General features: G+C 66.8%; 21 protein-coding genes. 11 read left to right on the top strand and 10 right to left on the bottom strand.

Translation table 11 applies throughout. The features are described from left to right. Positions 1 to 582: 582 nt before the first annotated feature. The 3 genes from ABEA50_RS12375 (at position 583) to ABEA50_RS12365 (ending at position 2620) form a co-directional block, all read left to right on the top strand. The gene (locus ABEA50_RS12375) at positions 583 to 1047 is read left to right on the top strand and encodes a MarR family winged helix-turn-helix transcriptional regulator (protein WP_345495440.1); all 465 of its coding nucleotides are present in this window, start codon (positions 583 to 585) and stop codon (positions 1045 to 1047) included. A 266-nt stretch (positions 1048 to 1313) separates the two neighbouring features. Next, positions 1314 to 1892 (top strand): C40 family peptidase, encoded by a 579-nt coding sequence (locus ABEA50_RS12370; RefSeq protein ID WP_425577592.1) that lies wholly within the window; start codon positions 1314 to 1316, stop codon positions 1890 to 1892. 173 nt (positions 1893 to 2065) lie between these two features. Next, on the top strand, positions 2066 to 2620 hold the full coding sequence (locus ABEA50_RS12365; RefSeq protein WP_345495439.1) for a helix-turn-helix domain-containing protein: 555 nt from the start codon (positions 2066 to 2068) through the stop codon (positions 2618 to 2620). 193 nt (positions 2621 to 2813) lie between these two features. Here ABEA50_RS12365 and ABEA50_RS12360 read toward each other — a convergent pair whose 3' ends face one another. Together ABEA50_RS12360 and ABEA50_RS12355 are read right to left on the bottom strand one after the other, a co-directional pair. Beyond that, positions 2814 to 3050, bottom strand: a complete 237-nt coding sequence (locus tag ABEA50_RS12360; RefSeq protein ID WP_345495437.1) for a hypothetical protein — start codon at positions 3048 to 3050, stop codon at positions 2814 to 2816. A gap of 27 nt (positions 3051 to 3077) precedes the next feature. Next, positions 3078 to 3905: an SDR family oxidoreductase gene (locus tag ABEA50_RS12355; RefSeq protein WP_345495436.1), complete on the bottom strand. Its 828-nt coding sequence runs from the start codon at positions 3903 to 3905 to the stop codon at positions 3078 to 3080. 161 nt (positions 3906 to 4066) lie between these two features. Between ABEA50_RS12355 and ABEA50_RS12350 the strand changes: the two genes are divergently transcribed. Further along, a complete protein-coding gene (locus ABEA50_RS12350; RefSeq protein WP_345496537.1) occupies positions 4067 to 5038 on the top strand; it encodes an LLM class F420-dependent oxidoreductase in 972 nt (323 codons plus the stop codon). Positions 5039 to 5286: 248 nt separating this feature from the next. Here the strand turns inward: ABEA50_RS12350 and ABEA50_RS12345 are convergent, their stop codons facing one another. Together ABEA50_RS12345 and ABEA50_RS12340 are read right to left on the bottom strand one after the other, a co-directional pair. Next, positions 5287 to 5427 (bottom strand): hypothetical protein, encoded by a 141-nt coding sequence (locus ABEA50_RS12345; protein WP_345495435.1) that lies wholly within the window; start codon positions 5425 to 5427, stop codon positions 5287 to 5289. A gap of 223 nt (positions 5428 to 5650) precedes the next feature. Beyond that, positions 5651 to 6001 (bottom strand): 2Fe-2S iron-sulfur cluster-binding protein, encoded by a 351-nt coding sequence (locus tag ABEA50_RS12340; RefSeq protein ID WP_345495434.1) that lies wholly within the window; start codon positions 5999 to 6001, stop codon positions 5651 to 5653. A gap of 133 nt (positions 6002 to 6134) precedes the next feature. Here ABEA50_RS12340 and ABEA50_RS12335 point away from each other — a divergent pair, with 133 nt between their 5' ends. Genes ABEA50_RS12335 through ABEA50_RS12320 form a run of 4 tightly spaced genes read left to right on the top strand, consistent with a single transcriptional unit; the run spans position 6135 to position 10265 of the window. Continuing rightward, positions 6135 to 7541, top strand: coding sequence for a class I adenylate-forming enzyme family protein (locus ABEA50_RS12335; protein ID WP_345495433.1), 1407 nt, complete (start codon positions 6135 to 6137; stop codon positions 7539 to 7541). Continuing rightward, positions 7519 to 8424 carry an acyl-CoA dehydrogenase family protein gene (locus ABEA50_RS12330; RefSeq protein ID WP_345495432.1) on the top strand — a complete coding sequence of 302 codons (906 nt, stop codon included), beginning with the start codon at positions 7519 to 7521 and terminating at the stop codon, positions 8422 to 8424. Before ABEA50_RS12335 ends, ABEA50_RS12330 begins: the two co-directional genes overlap by 23 nt. After that, on the top strand, positions 8411 to 9499 hold the full coding sequence (locus ABEA50_RS12325; protein ID WP_345495430.1) for an acyl-CoA dehydrogenase family protein: 1089 nt from the start codon (positions 8411 to 8413) through the stop codon (positions 9497 to 9499). Before ABEA50_RS12330 ends, ABEA50_RS12325 begins: the two co-directional genes overlap by 14 nt. Before the next feature lies 1 nt (position 9500). Further along, a complete protein-coding gene (locus ABEA50_RS12320; RefSeq protein WP_345495429.1) occupies positions 9501 to 10265 on the top strand; it encodes an enoyl-CoA hydratase/isomerase family protein in 765 nt (254 codons plus the stop codon). Between the two features lie 104 nt (positions 10266 to 10369). Here the strand turns inward: ABEA50_RS12320 and ABEA50_RS12315 are convergent, their stop codons facing one another. From ABEA50_RS12315 to ABEA50_RS12305, 3 genes are all read right to left on the bottom strand, one after another. Then, entirely contained in the window at positions 10370 to 10699 is a 330-nt protein-coding gene (locus tag ABEA50_RS12315; protein WP_345495428.1) for an ArsR/SmtB family transcription factor, read from the bottom strand. Beyond that, a complete protein-coding gene (locus ABEA50_RS12310; RefSeq protein WP_345495427.1) occupies positions 10680 to 11168 on the bottom strand; it encodes an SRPBCC domain-containing protein in 489 nt (162 codons plus the stop codon). The genes ABEA50_RS12315 and ABEA50_RS12310 overlap by 20 nt, the downstream gene beginning before the upstream one ends. A 100-nt stretch (positions 11169 to 11268) precedes the next feature. After that, positions 11269 to 11583 (bottom strand): DUF1330 domain-containing protein, encoded by a 315-nt coding sequence (locus ABEA50_RS12305; protein ID WP_345495426.1) that lies wholly within the window; start codon positions 11581 to 11583, stop codon positions 11269 to 11271. 130 nt (positions 11584 to 11713) lie between these two features. On the opposite strand from ABEA50_RS12305, the gene ABEA50_RS12300 reads away from it, so the two are divergent. Next, positions 11714 to 12361: a TetR/AcrR family transcriptional regulator gene (locus tag ABEA50_RS12300; RefSeq protein ID WP_345495425.1), complete on the top strand. Its 648-nt coding sequence runs from the start codon at positions 11714 to 11716 to the stop codon at positions 12359 to 12361. Here ABEA50_RS12300 and ABEA50_RS12295 read toward each other — a convergent pair. From ABEA50_RS12295 to ABEA50_RS12285, 3 genes are all read right to left on the bottom strand, one after another. Next, positions 12358 to 13275: an SAM-dependent methyltransferase gene (locus tag ABEA50_RS12295; RefSeq protein ID WP_345495424.1), complete on the bottom strand. Its 918-nt coding sequence runs from the start codon at positions 13273 to 13275 to the stop codon at positions 12358 to 12360. The two genes, ABEA50_RS12300 and ABEA50_RS12295, sit on opposite strands and share 4 nt — an antisense overlap. Positions 13276 to 13714: 439 nt before the next feature. Continuing rightward, complete coding sequence (locus ABEA50_RS12290) at positions 13715 to 14458, bottom strand: SDR family NAD(P)-dependent oxidoreductase (RefSeq protein WP_345495423.1); 744 nt, start codon at positions 14456 to 14458, stop codon at positions 13715 to 13717. Next, positions 14455 to 15216, bottom strand: a complete 762-nt coding sequence (locus ABEA50_RS12285; RefSeq protein WP_345495422.1) for an SDR family NAD(P)-dependent oxidoreductase — start codon at positions 15214 to 15216, stop codon at positions 14455 to 14457. Before ABEA50_RS12285 ends, ABEA50_RS12290 begins: the two co-directional genes overlap by 4 nt. Positions 15217 to 15422: 206 nt before the next feature. Between ABEA50_RS12285 and ABEA50_RS12280 the strand changes: the two genes are divergently transcribed. Continuing rightward, entirely contained in the window at positions 15423 to 16580 is a 1158-nt protein-coding gene (locus tag ABEA50_RS12280; protein WP_345495421.1) for a thiolase family protein, read from the top strand. A gap of 481 nt (positions 16581 to 17061) precedes the next feature. Further along, positions 17062 to 17256: a VOC family protein gene (locus tag ABEA50_RS12275; RefSeq protein ID WP_345495420.1), complete on the top strand. Its 195-nt coding sequence runs from the start codon at positions 17062 to 17064 to the stop codon at positions 17254 to 17256. The last annotated feature ends 164 nt before the right edge of the window (positions 17257 to 17420 follow it).

Below are 17420 nucleotides of genomic sequence, written 5' to 3'. Positions count from 1 at the left end.
GTCCGAGTCCGGCCCTGCCGCGCGTGGGCCGGACTCGGACGTCGACACCATCGTGGGTGGCGCGCGAGTTCATCTACTGGATGTTTATCTACTGGACGGGTGTGTCTGGGCCTGCGCGCCGGGAAGATATCAATGGCTGCCGCGTCGGTGCCGTGCGGTTCGGCGTGGTAGCGCTGCCGATGGTTTGGGCGTTCCGGACGCGCTTACGCACGCGGTGCGCTTGCGTCATGACACCGGTGCGGTGCGGGCCGGGTGGACGGCAGTGGGTGCCTGTCTCGGTCACGAATGCGAATGTGGTCGCGTCGGTCGACGTGCGGTCTCCCGGGAGTCCGGTGGCAAGATAATCGTTTTCCTTTGTCGAAAGATATTGTGCGGCAATGATTTAAGTAGAATACCCGGTTACATTGTGCGCCCGGGGGATCGGGCGATCCGTGAGACATGTTGGCGCAGGCTGATTTTCCTCGGTTTGGCCGTTGATCCGGCGGTTTCCCCGAATCGATACGGCGGCGTGAGATATCTATAATCGATACCAAGTGGTCTTGTTCACGGTGTCGGTACGAGATGATCTCAGAAAGTAACTATATGTCAACGAATCGGTCGGGTGTGCCGATGGCCGATCAGCGATCCGACCTGCATTGGTTGGCGCTGCGTCTGTGCCGGGGGCTCGGTGCGCTCGAGCTGCCGGTGATGCGGGGTAATGGATTGTCGCTCTGGGGGTACGAGGTGTTGGTGCGATTGGCGGATCATCCCGCCGATAGCCAGCTGGAACTCGCGGGCGAACTCGATTTGGACAAAAGCAAAATTGTTCGGGTCGTCGACGAGCTGGAAGCCGCCGGATACGCCGAACGGGTGGGCGGCAAAGTGGATCGACGGCGCCGCGCGGTGGAGATCACCGCGCCGGGTCGCCGGGTGATGCGTTCGACCGCGGCCGATCTCCGCGCGGTGGAGCAGCGACTTCTCAGCAGGCTGGGCGCGGCCGACGACGCGGAGGCCGCGCTGCGCGGTCTCGGCCTGTTGGTCGCGGCGCTGCGTTCGGAAGAGGTGTAGTTTCTCGCGTCCCCGCCCGCCAGTGGCCGAAGAGGCGTAGCGGAAATATCCTTGTGATCGGGGGAAATAGGGTAGTTATTGTTTCGTTATCGTAGCGTGGTGTGTCACATTTCGCCCGGCTGTGAATCTGCCGAATTATGGCCACCTGGATCCGCTTGGTCGACAACACCGTGGTGTTTCGGAATTTCATTCGAGGCTTGGTGGAGTCACGCTATGACGAGAGGTGCTCGTACCGGGCCTGCCGACGATGATCGGAGGACCGAATCATGGCGTTCAGCGCCGACGTTCGACCTGATCGAGGCAAGCAGGGCACAGTCGCACGAGTAATTTCGGTCGGCGCCATCGCGGCGGCGGCAATGGGTGCGACCGCAATGGTCGCCGGACCGGCAAGCGCGCAACAAGTGTCGTTTCCCGGCATCGGGACGATCGAGATCGGGGATGATATCCCCCTCCCTACCGGGTCCTCCGGCGCACGGGAACCGCATTACGTGATGCCGATGGGGACGTTGGGACAGCGGGCGGTCGATGTGGCCCGCGGCAAGATCGGTTCCGCCTACAGCATGGGCGCCGCGGGGCCGGATACCTTCGATTGTTCGGGCCTGGTGCAGTGGTCCTACCGGCAGGTCGGGGAAGAGCTGCCACGCACGAGCCAGGCGCAACTGTCCGAGGGAACGCCCACCTCCCGCGAGGATCTGCAGCCGGGTGATGTCGTCGCCTTCTACGGCGGTAGCCACTCCGGGTTGTACGCGGGCGACGGAAATGTCATCCACGCGTCGGACTATGGCAAAGGTGTCGAGGTGTCGCCGATTTCATCGATGCCCTTCGCCGGTGCGCGACGGTACTGACCAGCATGCCACGCGATCCCTAGCCGGAATCGGCCCGTCAGCACGCCGTCGACGCCGTGCTGACGGGCCGTATTCGACTGTGGACGCGGATGGTCGGCTCTCGAATGACGACCCCACCGTTTTCGGAGGTCGGCTATCCGGACTGCGCTGGGGGAGTGCGTAGGCTGGAAACCGTGACGGAGGCGCGGCGAGCTAATCGGGGTCCGAAAGCCGCAGCCGGTAATCGAGCTGCGCTGATCGCCGCCGCCCGAGAAGTGTTCGCCGAGAACGGGTTGGACGCGCCACTCAGTTCGATCGCGCGCGCCGCCGCCGTTGGCCAAGGCAGTCTCTACCGACACTTCCCGACCCGCGAGTCCATCGTGCTCGCGGTATTCGAGGACAATATCGTCGAGGTCGAAGATCTTGCCGCGCGCGCGGATTCCACGCTCGAAGCGGTACTCGCGCTGATCGTCGCGCAGATCACCACCTCGGCCGCCTTCATCGCCACCCTGGACCCGAGGACGGGCGACGCCAGGCTCACCGCCGTCAGCGAGCGGCTGACCAGCCTGCTGGCGAGCAAACTCGAGGACGCGCACCGCCGCGGCGCCCTCGGCTCATGGGTCGACCCCACCGATGTGGTACTCGCCGTGGCGATGCTCGCGGCCGTCCTGGCCAAGACCGACGAGGCGGTGCGGCCGGTCTTGGCTGAACGCGTGTGGCGCGTGTTGTGGAACGGATTGGGTGCGTAGTGTCTTCCCCCGCCCTGGCTCAGATCACCGCGTAGGGGTGAGCGCCGCGCGCCCCTGGACACGGTGCGCTGGTTGACCACCTGGCCGTCCCGGATCTCGATAACACGCCGCACCGTCTCGCTCGTCCCAGGTGATACGAATGCGACGGAGTCTGCGCGGTGACCTCGGCGGATGCGTCGCGCGGGTGGTCCGGTCACGGACTGGCGGTGTGACCGTGGCCGCCGACGCTGGGTTGCCCCGTCATGGTGGTTTCGGGGACTTGGCCGCTCCAGCCACAGGGCAGGCCGCATGTGGCTACCACTTCGATCACCACGTTGATTCTGCCGAGATGTCGCACGGTCTTCGAGGCGGTGGCGGGGTACCCGCAGCGTGGGCACTTGCCGAAATAGTCAAGCATGTCGGTGACGGTGATGGTGACTGCTCTGTTCATGGTGTTCTCCGGGCGGGGTTCGACGATTCAGTCGAGGAAGAGATCTGGGGTGGGGTGTGGTCCGCCGCCGTAGCGCGCAAGGTCGTCGACCCCGGCTTCGGTGAGCACGGCGGCGTCGATATAGGTTTGTCCGGTGGCGTATTTCGCTGGGCGCGAGAGGATTTCGATGGCGGCGTCGGCCATGATGGCGGGGCTGCGCGCGGTCTCCAGCAGCGAGGTGCCCTCGGCCATGTTGGCGACCGCACTGGTGGCGATGTAAGTCTGCGGCCACAGGCAGTTCACCGCGATATCCGCGTCGGCGAATTCCGCCGCCCAGCCCAGCGACAGCAATGTCATGGCGTATTTCGACAGCGTGTAGGCGGGGTGGGCGCCCAGCCAGCGCGGATCGAGATTCACCGGTGGCGACACGGTGAGGACGTGTGCGTCGGATGCCGCGCGCAGGTGCGGCAGGCACGCCTTGGTGAGCAGGAAGGTGCCGCGGGCGTTGACCTGGTGCATCAGGTCGAATTTCTTGGCCGACAGCGACTCCGTCGGTTCGACGGCGATCGCACTGGCGTTGTTCACGCAGATATCGATGCCGCCGAACCGGTCGACGGCCGCGTCGACGGCGCGTTGCACGTCGGCCTCGGCGCGCACGTCGCCGACGATAGCCAGGGCGGCGCCGCCTTCGGCCTCGATCTCGGCCGCGGCGGTATGCACGGTGCCGGGCAGGCGGGGGTGTGGCTGGCTGGTCTTCGCCAGCAAGACGACGTTCGCGCCGTGTGTGGCGGCGGCGCGTGCGATGGCAAGGCCGATGCCCCTGCTTGCGCCGGAAACGATGAGGGTGCGGCCGGTGAGCGCGTGCTGACTTGGCATGGACGTCGTTCCTTACCCTGCGACCGCCCGCGCTGGCGAGTGCCCGGTGTGGCGCCGCTGCTGATGAGAATATGTTCCAACTCTGATGGTATTGGCATTCTCATTTTTCGCAAGTAACGTATTCATCGACGGGGAAAGTGCTGCGAGACCTGGAGGAAATCGTGCGGATCGGTGTGATGATCGGACCGGAGCGCGGCGACTCCGCGCGCAAGGTGAGCCGGATGCTCGATGACATCGCGTGGGCGGAGGAGGCGGATCTGGACACCGCGTGGGTGCCGCAGATCCCCACCGATTTCGATGCCTTGGTGACCATCGCGCTGATGGGGATGCACACCAGCCGAATCGAACTGGGCACCGCGGTGGTGCCGTTGCAGGCGCAACATCCGGTCGCACTCGCCAGGCAGGCGCTGTCGGCGAATGCCGCGGCGGACGGTCGCCTCGCGCTCGGGCTCGGTCCTTCGCACCACTGGATCGTGCGCGACATGCTGGGGTTGCCCTACGAACGTCCCGCCGGGCTGACCCGCGACTACCTGGACGTTCTCGATGTCGCCCTGGCCGGTCCCGGCCCCGTGGATGTCGAGAACTCCACGTTCAGCGTGCACAATCCGATCGACCTCGGCGCACCCCAAACCATTCCGGTGCTGCTGGCCGCCCTGGGGCCGGTGATGCTGTCGATCGCGGGGGAGCGCGCCGACGGCACTGTGCTGTGGATGGCCGACGAGCGCGCGGTCGCCGACCATGTGGTCCCTCGGATTACGAAAGCGGCCGAGAATGCCGGTCGTAAGTCGCCGAGGATCGTCGCGGGAATTCCCGTATGCCTCTGTGCGCCTTCGGAAGTCGATGCGGCACGGAGTCGGGCCAACCGGATCCTCGGCGAGGCGGAGGTGTCACCGAACTATCAGCGTCTGCTGGACTACGGCGATGCCCGCGACATCGGCGATCTCTGCGCGGCCGGGGACGAGGACGCCATCCTCGCCAGGTTCCGCCGCTTCGCCGAGGCGGGTGCCACCGATCTCTCGGTGCGGCTGCTGCCGATCGGCGACAACCGGGAAGAGTTGATCGCGTCCAAGCACCGAACCAGGACTGTTCTAGCCGAGATCGCCGCGGAGTTACGGCAACCCGCTGCTCGCTGAGTGCGGTGTACCCGGTTGGTTTTGATCGCGTTGGTCATCGGGGTTGATCGCCGCTCGCTCCGACGGGACACTGTCGCGCGCATCTGTCGCCGGTCGCCCGCGGTGGCGCTTGGCTTGCGGTCGTCTCCTCAGGTGTTCGGCCGCAGGCGATCTGGTGTGTGTGGTCAGGGCGCGCGTGTGTGAGGACGCCTCGCTATGGACTCGACCCGGTCTTCGGGCGACGATCGGAGGGGGCACGTGAAGGCTGGTCAGCGCGGCGGCGAATCCTGTGTCCAGCGCCACGGCCGTGCTCTTGCCGCGTGCGGTGGGGTGATCTGGGCGACAGGGTGGGCGGCGTCGTTGTGGTGACCGACGAGTTGCTGTGCGTGCTCGCCTGCCGTGTCACACACGGGTAGCTCGTCTGTGTCACCGCATCGCCCCGGGAGGCGGACGCAGTGACGGTGGTGCTCGAAAGAGTTGGGGTGCCGCGCGATCGGGGAGGTACGTCGAAAGCGATTGGCTACTGTCTCGATCGGACAATCTGTCGGTGACCGACGACGTGTGGTCATTGATCGTGTCGTCTGTCGGACCTCGTAGGGTGGGGCGCCGGCGCGTGCTACGCCCTGTGCGTTCTCATTCGTACCGGACCGTCACCGACTCGCTGTCCGGCACGCCCTGGCAGGTGAGGATGTAGCCGTCCTCGATGTCGTCCTCGTCGAGCGCGTCATTGACCCGCATGCGCGCGGTGCCTTTCACCAGCTTGGCCATGCAGGTGCCGCAGTTACCCGCCTCGCAGGAGAACGGCGGTGCCAATCCACCGCGGCGTGCGCTTTCCAACAGGGTCTCGTTCACGTGTCTCGGCACCGAAATGCGCTTGTTGCCAAGGATTACCGTCACCGTGCCTTCGAGCTGTCCGCTCGGTGCGGCGGGCTCCTCGGGCGCCGACTCGTCCGTCACGCGCTGGGACAACGGGGAACTCGCCATGAAGTGCCTCCTTTGGGATTATGATTCTGTCTAGACGAGAATACTATTCTCGTCAGCCGGATGGAGTACTCTCAATGTTGCCATACAGAAAACGAACCCCGGAGGCGGGACGGATCACCGGCGAGGACACGATATGAACGAACCGGTGATACTGACCTTCGAGGATCAGCGCTACACCAGGCACGAACTGGAATCCAAGACCGACAGCTTGGCCGCGGCGTTGGCCGAACGCGGTGTGCGCGTGGGGCATCGGGTTGCGCTGATGTCGTCCAACCGGCCGGAGTTCGTGTTCGCGCTGCTGGCGATCTGGCGCCTCGGCGCCGCGGTGGTGCTGCTGAGCCCCGCCTACAAGCACGACGAGGTCGCGCACGCGCTCACGGTCACCGAGCCGCAGCACGCCATCGGCGATCATCCGGTACTGGCCGCGCTGCGTCCGATGCTGCACCTGGACGAGCCGGTGCCGGACGCGTCGATTCCTCCCGTCGCCGTCGACGCGGCGGCCGACGCCGTGTTGGTCTTCAGCTCCGGCACCACCGGTTTACCCAAGGCGGTGCGCCACACGCACGGCTCCTTCGCCGCCGCGGTACGGCATTGGCGCGAAGCGCTGGACATGACCGAGCGTGACCGCATCCAGATCGTCACGCCGCCCTCGCATATTCTCGGCGTACTCAATATCGTCACCGCGCTCGAAGTGGGGGCGTGGGCGCGGCTGCACCGCCGATTCGATCTCGACCGAATGCTCAGTCACATCGCGACCGACCGCATCACCATCGAGATGGCGGTCGCGCCGATCGCGCTCGCCATGGCCGCTCATCCCGTGCTGGAGTCCTACGATCTTTCCTCACTGCGCTACATCATGTGGGGTGCGACGCCGGTGACCCCGAGCGTCGCCGAAGAGGTCACGCGGCGCACCGGCGTCGGCTGGGCACCCGCCTACGGTGCCAGCGAATTGCCTGTCATCGCCTGCAATCCCGTCGACGGGACAGCACGGCTGGACAGTGTCGGTCGCGCCGTCGAGGGGGTACGGCTCCGGGTGGTCTCGCTCGAGAACGGCACACCGGTCGCGGCGGGAGAACTCGGCGAGATCCAGGCCCGCGCGGAATCGGTGATGGCGGGCTATCTGCCGGAGAAGGCGACCGAGGACGCGTTCGTCGACGGCTGGTTCCGCACCGGTGACGTCGGCAGGATCGATGCCGACGGGTGGATACGGATCACCGACCGATCCAAGGAGATGATCAAGGTTCGCGGCTTCCAGGTCGCGCCGGCCGAGATCGAGGCCGTCCTGCACGGACACCCCTCGGTCGCGGACTGCGCGGTCTTCGGTGTCGCCGATACCGCCGACGGTGAGGCGATCATCGCGGCCGTCGCGGCCGAAAAGCCGGTATCCGCCGAAGAACTCATCGAGTTGGTCGGCGCCAGATTGGCCGGTTACAAGCGGCCGCGCCGGGTGGTGTTCGTGCCGGAGATTCCCCGCCTGCCCTCGGGTAAGGCGCTGCGTCGAATATTGGAGGAGCGTCATGGACGTCCGTCTGACGAATGAACAACGACAACTGCGCGACGCCGCCGCGAAGCTGGCCGACGATCTCGGGCCGGGTTCGGTGGCCGACCTCGCGGATCTCGCGCGGATCGGTCGGTTGATGCGTGCGGTGGAGTCGACCGGGTGGCGGGAACTGCGCTCCGACGGCGCGTCGGGGGTCGAGGTCGCCGTCGTCGCCGAGGAGTTCGGGCGCGGGCTGGTCGATGTGCCGTTCCTCGGCCCGGTGCTCGCCGACGATCTGCGCGATCATCTTCCGCCGGAGACCGCGGGGTGGACGATCGCGGTGGACGGTCGTGCCATAGATGCCACCGGATGTGCGAGGGCCGTGGCCCTCACCGAACGGCAGCTGACGTCGGCGATGGTCGGCGACACCGTCGGGGGAGTGGACCTGACCAGGACCGAAGCCGAGATCACCGGACCCAAGGAACTGCTCGACCAATTGCCGAGGGAACGTGTGCGTCGCTGGTACGCGCTCGCCCTGGTCGCCACGTGCGCCGACCTGGTCGGCGTCGCGCGCGGCGCACACGCACTCGCCTGCGATTACGCGAAAGTCCGTGCGCAGTACGGCAAGACGATCGGCTCGCACCAGGCGGTCGCGCATCTGCTCGCCGAGGCACTGGCGCTGATCGAAGGATCGGTGAGCGTCCTGCGGCACGCGGGGTGGGCGGTCGACGAGCTCGATCCCGAGGCCGCGGTGCGCGCCGCGCGCATCGCCAAGATCTATTGCGCGAACGCCGCGCGCACCGTGTGCGAGACCGGGGTGCAGGTGCACGGCGGCATCGGCAATACCTGGGACTGCTTGGCGCACGTGTATCTGCGGCGCGCGCTCGGCTCGACCGAATTGTTCCCCGTGCGCTTGGAGGAGATCGACAGTGGACTTTCGTGATTCGCCGGAGGAGGCGCGATTTCGTGCCAGTCTGCGCGCGTGGCTGACCGAACGCGCCAGTACGTACCCCACATCCGGTGACGACTATTGGACGCGGCAAGGCGAGTGGCATCGCGCGCTGTACGAGGGCGGGTTTTTCGGGTTGTCGTGGCCGCGTGAATACGGTGGTCAGGCGCTCGCTCCGGTCTACGACGTGATCCTGGACGAGGAGCTGGCACTGGCCGGTGCGCCGCCGCGCCCCAGTCTCGGATATCTGATCCACGGGCTCGGCAGGCACGCCGATGAGGCACTGCGCCAACGGTTTCTGCCCGGCATGATCAACGGCACCGAACGCTGGTGCCAGGGTTTCAGCGAGCCCGAAGCCGGGTCTGATCTTGCCGCGTTGCGTACCACCGCGACCCGGGTCGGTGACTCGTATGTCATTGACGGACACAAGATCTGGACGAGCTACTCCGATGTCGCCGACTGGTGCCTTTTGCTCGCGCGCACCGACCCCGACGCGCCGCGGCATCGCGGACTCTCGGCGTTCGTCATCTCGATGCATCAGCCGGGTATCCGGCAGGAACCGCTGCGCATGATGAACGGCGTGACGACCGAATTCGGTCAGGTGCACTTCGACGGCGCGACCGTACCCGCCGACCAGCTGGTCGGCGAAGCGGGGACCGGATGGGCGCTGGCGATGACGGTCATTGGCCACGAACGTGAGCCGTCCACCCTCGGCTATTCGGCCCGCTACGGGAAATTGGTGCGGGACTTGACCGCTCGCGCGGGTGATCGAATCCCGGCCGAACTGGCCATGGCCACCGTGCAGACCGAGATGCTGCGGCTGCACGTGCGGCGTCGGCTGTCCGAACAGCTCGATGGGGTCTCACACGGCCCGGAAGGTTCGGTGGACAAGCTCCTCATGACCTGGGTCGACCAGGCCGTCGGACACGCCGCCCTCGCCGTCGGCGGTGCCAAGGACCCCGAATCGCTCGGTTCCTATCTCTACAGCCGCGCACAGAGCGTGATGGGTGGGACCTCGCAGATTCAGAAGAACATCATCGCCGCCCGGATTCTCGGATTGGGAGCCTGAAATGTATGACATGCCAGCGGAAATCGATGTTCGTGCCGAGGGTGCGCTACGGATTATCACCCTGAATCGACCCGAAGCCCTCAACGCCGTCGACGACGCACTGCACACCGGCCTGGCCACCCTGTGGCCGCGATTGAGCGCGGACCCGACGGCCCGCGCGGCGGTACTCACCGGCAGTGGCAAAGCCTTCTCGGCGGGCGGTGATTTCGAGTACCTCGCCACGTTGGCGAACGACGCGGCGTTGCGCGCCAAGACCATCGCGCACGGCCGCGACATCGTGTTGGGTTTGGCGCGCTGCCGGGTGCCGGTGGTCACCGCCGTCAACGGCCCCGCCGTCGGACTGGGCTGCAGCCTGCTGGCATTGAGCGACATCGTCTACATCGCCGAGCACGCCTACCTCGCCGACCCGCACGTCCGAGTGGGTCTGGTCGCCGCCGACGGAGGCCCACTCACCTGGCCGCTGCACACCAGCCTGTTGTTGGCCAAGGAATACGCCCTGACCGGCGCACGCATCACCGCCGAAAGGGCAAGGGAGATGGGCCTGGTCAACCACATCGTCGCCGACCCGTTGACCGAGGCGATCGCCTGCGCGAAGAAGATCCTCGAACTCCCGCAACAGGCCGTGGAAAGTACGAAACGCGTCCTCAACCTCCAACTCGAACACGCGGTCCTCGCGACGCTGGATTTCGCCTTGACCGCCGAGGATCAGTCGTTCCAAACGGAGGATTTCCGCAAGAACATCGCGCAGTTGACGGCGCCGAAGTAGAGGCCAGGTGCGTGCGCTGCTCTGGCACTGAGAGGTATTCCGGCAGAAGGCATTCGGTGCTGAGCCACGCGCCTCCGGGGCAGCGGGATGGACGTGCTGCACGGTCACGGGTCGGGTGTGGAATCCAGCTGCCGTTCCAAGGCGTCGAAGCGGGTGGCCCAGGCGCTCCGGTAGGGGGCGAGCCAGTTGTCCAGGTCGGCAAGGGGTTCGGCGTGCAGGCGGTAGATCCGGCGGCGGGCGTCGGCGCGTACTTCGACCAGCCCTGCTTCCCGGAGTAGGCGAAGGTGTTTCGAGATGGTGGGTTGCTCGAGGTCCAGTGGTCCCACGAGCTCGCCGACCGAGCGTTCGTGTTCGCGGAGCAGGTCGAGAATCTTGCGACGGCTCGGTTCGGCGAGGACGGCGAAGAGGTCGGGTTTATCCGAAGGCTTGGGCATAGTGCTCGGTCAACTGGTCCCAGGTCGACTGGGGGTGCGCTGTTCCGGTGAGGTGCTGGTGGAGTCGATCCAGGCCCACGTGCCAGCCGGCGCCGAGGCCCGGCGCCGAATCGCGGTCGGGGAACTCGTTCACGAAGGTGAGTCGACAGGATTCGGCACCGAGGTCATCGAGTTCCCAGCGCAGGATCTCTTCGCCCCAGCTGTACTCCAGCAGCCGCGGTGGGTCGACCGCTCGGACTTCCCCGAACGTGGGGTCGCCGCCGGTTTTCGCGACGAACACCAGCTGAGCTCCCGGCTCGATCGAGAATCGCGTGCGGTCGTAGTCGAGTATGTCGACGAACCAGTGTCGGAGCTGGTCGGTTTCGGTGAGCGAGCGCCATACCTTCGTTCGAGGGTGAGCGAATACGCGCTCGAACCGGACGGCCCACCGTCCGTTCTCTGTCATGCCGAAGCTGCCGAAATCTGCCATACCGCCAATTGTATGCCATTCGGGAAATATTTCCAGTAAGGCATGTGTGGGTGCGGCGGTGTCGTGCGGCTGGGCGCGGCAATGGTTTCGCGATTCGGGCTCAGTCGTCGATGCCGTCGGCGAGCAGGATGCGGGCGTCGATCGAGGTCTTTCTGATCTGTGCGGCGTCGGTGTATTCCGGGGAGGCGTGCCAGCGGTCGAGGGTGGCGCGGTCTGGGAATTCGACGACGGTGACTACGCGTTCGGCGGGCCATTCGCCCGACAGTGCGACGGGTGACGCGCCCATAACGAGGTAGCGACCGCCGAACTGGCGGATCGATTGCTGTGCGAGCACGCGATATTCGTCTGCGCGCTGGTCGGTTTCGCCGGTGTCGGTGACGATGTCCGCGGCGTCGACGATCAGGTATGCGGGCATGGGAACTCCTTCAAGGTCAGTAAAATGCACTTACCAGTGCACAATAACAACCCAGTGAGATTTGCGCACTCTTGTGGGTAAGAAGCTGCACCCGCGGGTGCATAGGAAAGCCCTGGGTAGACTCCCAAGAATGGCCGAAGCGAAAGCCCACCCGGAGAATTCCACCGCACGTGGTCGGATCGATAAGCGGGAAGCGATCCTGGACGCGGCGTTCACGGTGTTCGCGCGCGAGGGGTACGCACTGGCGGTGGTCGACACCATCGCGATAGAGGCCGGCGTGGCGAAGCGGACGGTCTACAACCACTTCGGCGACAAGGAAACGCTGTTTCGTGCGGTATTCGCCCGTGACGCGGATCGTGCCGTGGCCAAGAACCTCGAGGCGGTGGAGCAGCTCGCGCGCGATACCGGCGAAGTGCGGGAGGTGCTGCTGGCGGTCGCCTTTCGGCTGGGGCAGTGTTATTGCGACGACCGCTCGTGGGCGGTGCGTCGGCTGATGTACGCGGAGATCACGCGGTTTCCCGACCTGCTCGACCTGATCCGTGGGCGCGCGATGGATCGAGTCAACGACGCACTGGCCGACCGCCTCGCGCGGCTGTCACTCGCGGGCCGCCTGGCCATCGACGACCCGTCCAGGGCTGCCGAGCAGTTCACCGCCTTGTTCACCGCGCCGTTGGAGATCCGATCCCAGCTCGGCACGCGCCGGGTCGCCGACGCCGAGCTGCACGAGGTGACCGACGCGGCGGTTCACACCTTCCTGCAGGCCTTCGGTCGTTCCTAGGTCGGACGCACGGCAGTGACCAGGCTGATCTGATCCAAGGTGAACCCGCCATCGGTGGCCGAGGAGGGGACTGCCCTGCCGCACGCGCGCAGATACTCCGGCAATTCGGTGCGGGTGGACTGCCAGCCGCGCTCGGCGAACCACTGTGCGGCTTCGCTGTGCGGCTCGTTGTAGATCATGTGCGCCCACTCGGCGGCGGAGCTGTCCTCGTCGCCATCGCTCGGCGAGCTCTTGATGGCGTCATAGGTTTCCTCGGGGAGCGCGGCGAGTTGTTCGATGGCGATGCGGCTGCCCGGCGCGGCGAGGGTGTCGATGGTGGCGAACAGCTGGTCCTGTGCCGAGGCGGGCAAGTACAGCAGCAGCCCCTCCAATAACCACGCGGAGGCGGCGGTGGGGTCGAACCCCTTGTCCCGCAACGCTGTCGACCAGTCCTCCCGCAGATCCGCCGCTACCGCGCGTCGTTCGGCGACCGGAACGCCACCGTGTTCCGACAGCACGGCGTTCTTGAATTCGAGCACCTGCGGGCGGTCCAGCTCGTAGACGACGGTGTCGTCGGGCCACGGCAGTCGGTAGGCGCGCGAGTCCAGGCCCGCGGCCAGGATCACCACCTGCCTGACCCCTGCCCGCGCCGCCTCGGCGAAGTAGTCGTCGAAGTAGCGGGTGCGCGCGCACTGGAAGGTGATGAACCCTTCCCCGAAATCGGCGCTGCGCAACGGGTGCTCGCGGGTGCGATCGGGGTCGGCGTCGATGAGCGCCGACCATTCCGGCCCCGCCGCACGCAGGAACACGTCGGCGAGCGGGTCGACCGCGAGCGGATCGGGCCTGCGGGAACCGAGCGCGCGGGCGGCCGCCACGAACATGGCTGTCGATCCGACGCTGGTGGTGATGTCCCAAGAATCTCCGTCGGTGCGCATGATCACCACGGTACCGACCGCGAAGCCGCCCGACCGTTCTCGGCGAGACCCGACACGCCCGACGAACTGTTCGGAGGAAGGGTGAGCTCGACCGCAAGGCGCCCGCCGCGACAACAGGTTTCAGTCCGGTACGGGCTTCCGAAACCGGGTGTAGCCACCGCTGCGACGCGTGCGGGTTTCCAGGTCCGGTCACGCTCACCCGCGACGCCACGCTCGTTCGCGCTGCCCATCTCGAGCGCTTTTCGAGGCATTCGAGGCGGTGTCGGCCCTCCTGTGGCCATGCCAGCTGCCGTCGGTCGGGCAGGTCGTCGGGGAGGCGGGCGCTGACCACGGCCCGGACTGGTGGGGTCGTGTCGCCGACAACCATTCGAGGGCCGAGGCAGTGTGTGCCGTTCGCGCGAACCGGCGCAGGTGATCCACTGCGTAGCTGTTGGACCGGCTACGCGAGTAGCAGCGACTGCGAGCGCTGCACGGTGCCGGTGATCGAGTGGTGAGTGGCCAGCGCTACGGCTGCCCGGCCCATCACTTCCGGGGCTTCGACCATGTCGGCGGGGATGGCGCGGGCATCGCCCGCTACTTGCCAGCCTTCGGTGAGCACGACGCCGCTGGGGGCGAGGCAGTTGACGGCGATGTGGTCGTCGGCGAGATCCGCTGCCAGACCCAGATAGAGGCGCTCGACGGCAGCCTTGGAGACCCAGTAGGCGTTGGCGCCGCGATCGGTCATGCCGACGCCGCTGGTGGTCACCGCCATCAGTGCGCCGCCGCCACGGGTGCGCAGATGCGGGATCACCGCGCGGGTCACCAGGAACACGCCGGTGAGGTTCACATCCAGGCAGAGCTGCCACCGTTTCAGCGGTGTTGTCTCGACCGGGCCGAGCCACAGCACCCCCGCGTTGGCGATCGCGACGTCGATACCGCCGAATTCGGCGACGGTAGTCTCCACCGCCGCACGGACCGAATTCTCGCTCGTGACATCACAATTGACCGCCCGCGCGATACCGCCGTCGGCGGTGATCGCGGCGGCGACCGAATGGATCGTGCCGGGCACCTTGCCCTCGCTCGTGCTGCGCGCGGCCACCGCGACCGCCGCGCCCGCCTCGGCGAGTGCGACGGCGATCGCCGCGCCGATGCCACGACTGGCACCGGCGACGAAGGCGACCTTGCCCGCGAGTGGTGCGGTCACTTGGGTGGGAAGCGCAAGGCGCCGTCGAGGCGGATCACCTCGCCGTTGAGGTAGTCGTTCTCGACGATGTGCTCGACGAGTGCCGCGTATTCGGGGGAGCGGCCCATGCGCTTGGGATGCGGGATCTGCGGTCCCCAGTACGCCTCCAGTTGGTCACCGGCCTTGCCGTAGGCGGGGGTGAGAAATGTGCCGGGCGCGATGGTGACGACCCGGATACCCAGCGGCGAGAGGTCGCGCGCCGCGACGAGCGTCATGCTCACCACGCCACCCTTGGCCGCCGCGTACGGCAGCTGTCCGATCTGACCTTCGTAGGCGGCGATGGAGGCGGTGCTGACGATGACGCCGCGTGCTCCCTCGATCGGCTCCTGCTTCGCCATGGCGGCCGCGGTCAGGCGCAGTACGTTGAACACGCCGGTGAGGTAGACGTCGATCGTGGTGCGGAACCCGGCCAGATCCAGCGGGGAGCCGTCTTTGCCGACGACCCGTCCGCCGCTCGCGGGTCCGCCGTGCGTGTCGACCGAAACGCGGAGCGGCCCCAGCGATTCCGCCTCCGCGATCGCGGCGTTGACCGAATCCTCGCTGGTGGCATCGGTGCGGACGTAACGAACGCCGAGTTCGGTCTCGAGTTCCTTGCCCTTGTCGTCGGCTAGATCGGCGACCACGACCTTCGCGCCCGCACCATGAAGCCTGCGGACGGTCGCCTCGCCGAGGCCACCCGCCCCGCCGACGACAATCGCGGAACTTCCACTCAGCTGCATAACAATGCCCTCTCTTGCGACGATCACTCTCTTTCTGAGAGAATAGCATTCTCATGAGGTATCAGCGTGGCTGTCGAGACCGCGGAGCCGACCGGTGATCGCGGCACGCGACCGCGCGGTAACGCGTGCGCGGCACCGACCGAATCGTCCGCCGGGCATCGCTAATCCACTGTGCCGCACCACGATCGCCGAATTGGAGCAAAATCATGCCTGAAGCAGTCATCGTGTCCGCCCTACGCACGCCGATCGGCACCGCGAGGAAAGGCACCCTGCGCGACACCACCGCCTTCGACCTCGCCGACCATGTGGTCTCGGCCGCCGCGCGCGGCCTCGGCTCGGCCCAGATCGACGACGTGATCCTCGGTGAGGGCATGTACGGCGGCGGTGTGATCGCGCGGCATGCGGCCGTCACCGCGGGCCTCACCTCGGTTCCCGGCCTTGCCAATAACCGGCATTGCGCCGCCGGAATGTCCGCCGTACAGAGCGCGGCGGCGAGCGTGCGTGCTGGCATGGACGAGTTGGTCATCGCGGGCGGCGTGAACTCCGCGTCCACCTCGCCGAAGAGCCGATTCCGCGTCGAGGGCGAGTGGGTCGACCCGTGGGTTTCGCCGACGCACCCCGATTCCCCCGAGGCGCCGAATATGGACATGTCGATCACGGTCGGCTGGAACGCGGCGGTAAAAGCGGGGGTGAGTCGCGAAGAGATGGACGCGTGGGCGTTGCGCTCGCACCGCAACGCGATCGCGGCGATCGATGAGGGACGGTTCGCCGATGAGGTCCTCCCGATCGAGACCCCGCACGGCCTGTTCGCCGTGGACGAGCACCCGCGCCGCGACACGAGCATGGAGAAATTGGCCAAGCTCACGCCACTGCACCCGGAGATCGAGGGGTTCAGCATCACGGCGGGCAATGCCTCCGGCGCCAACGACGCCGCGGCCGTATTGGCCGTCGCCAGTGACCGTTTCGCCGCCGACCGGCTCGGTTTACCCGACCTGGCGACCGTGAAATCCTGGGCATCGGTCGGCGTCGACCCCGCCTACACCGGTCTGGCTCCCGTCGAGGCCATCCCGAAAGCTCTCGCGCGCGCGGGGATGTCGCTCAACGACGTGGATCTGTTCGAGATCAACGAGGCGTTCGCCGCGATGTGCGTGGCCACCATCCGGTTGCTCGGCATCGATGCCGACCGGGTGAACGTGAGCGGCAGCGGCTGCTCGCTCGGCCACCCGGTGGCCGCGAGCGGTGCGCGGATGCTGGTGAGCCTGGTGCATGAATTACGCAGGCGCGGAGGCGGTATCGGCGTCGCCGCCATGTGCGCGGGCGGCGGCATGGGCTCGGCCACCGTGATCGAGGTTCCCGCGCCCTGAGCGCGGCTGCCGAGAGACTGCCACCGAGCATCGCTGTCGGTACGCGAGGCGGACGGCCGCTCGGTGGTCGAGTCGGGGCCGGGCGCGAGGCGGGTACCCATGGTCGGCATCGTGCTGCCGCCGACCATGCCGGGTGGGCCCGGTCCCGGCGCCCCTTGTCGCGCACGCGAGTTCGCCGTTGTGTGGTCTTTCGTCGGCGCGCTCACCTCGAACGGCTGCGTATCGGTACGTTCGGCGGTGCGACTTCGGCAGGATCATTGCCGCGCTCGATCCGCCGCGGCTGTCGTACACTCTCGATGTGGTCGTGCTCGGCCGCCTTTCGCGGTCACCATCGATTGTCCTGACCCCGTGGAACTCGCTCACTTCTACCGAGCGTCCTCGGCGGAAGGCTGTTCTCCTCGCATGAAGATCTCGTCGTGCTCACCGGGGAGGGTGGGGTACGTCTTGACTTCCAGCGGGTCGCCGATCACCAACCGCCGCCGTGGCCGTACCCGCTACCGCACGGCGCGTCCCTCTCGACTTCACCGTAGAAGACCTGGACGAGACGCAGCGACTCCTCGCCGGCTTCGGTGCCGTCGTTCCGGATTTCCAGCCGGGCGGAGAGCGTTTCCGCGTGCTCCTCGACCCGGCGGGCCACCTCTTCTGCCTCGCCACCGTGCGGGCATCGGCCATATGACTTGCGGCGCAACGGCCTCGATTCGCTGACGGGTTGATTCGCTGACGGGTTGATTCGCTGACGGGTTGATTCGCTGACGGGTTGATTCGCTGACGGGTTGATTCGCTGACGGGTTGATTCGCTGACGGGTTGATTCGCTGACGGGTTGATTCGCTGACGGGTTG

It is taken from the genome of Nocardia callitridis, from assembly GCF_039543305.1.
Taxonomy (GTDB): Bacteria; Actinomycetota; Actinomycetes; order Mycobacteriales; family Mycobacteriaceae; genus Nocardia; species Nocardia callitridis.
Note: the sequence above shows the minus strand (reverse complement) of the source record. Positions and strands in the feature narration are given on the sequence as shown.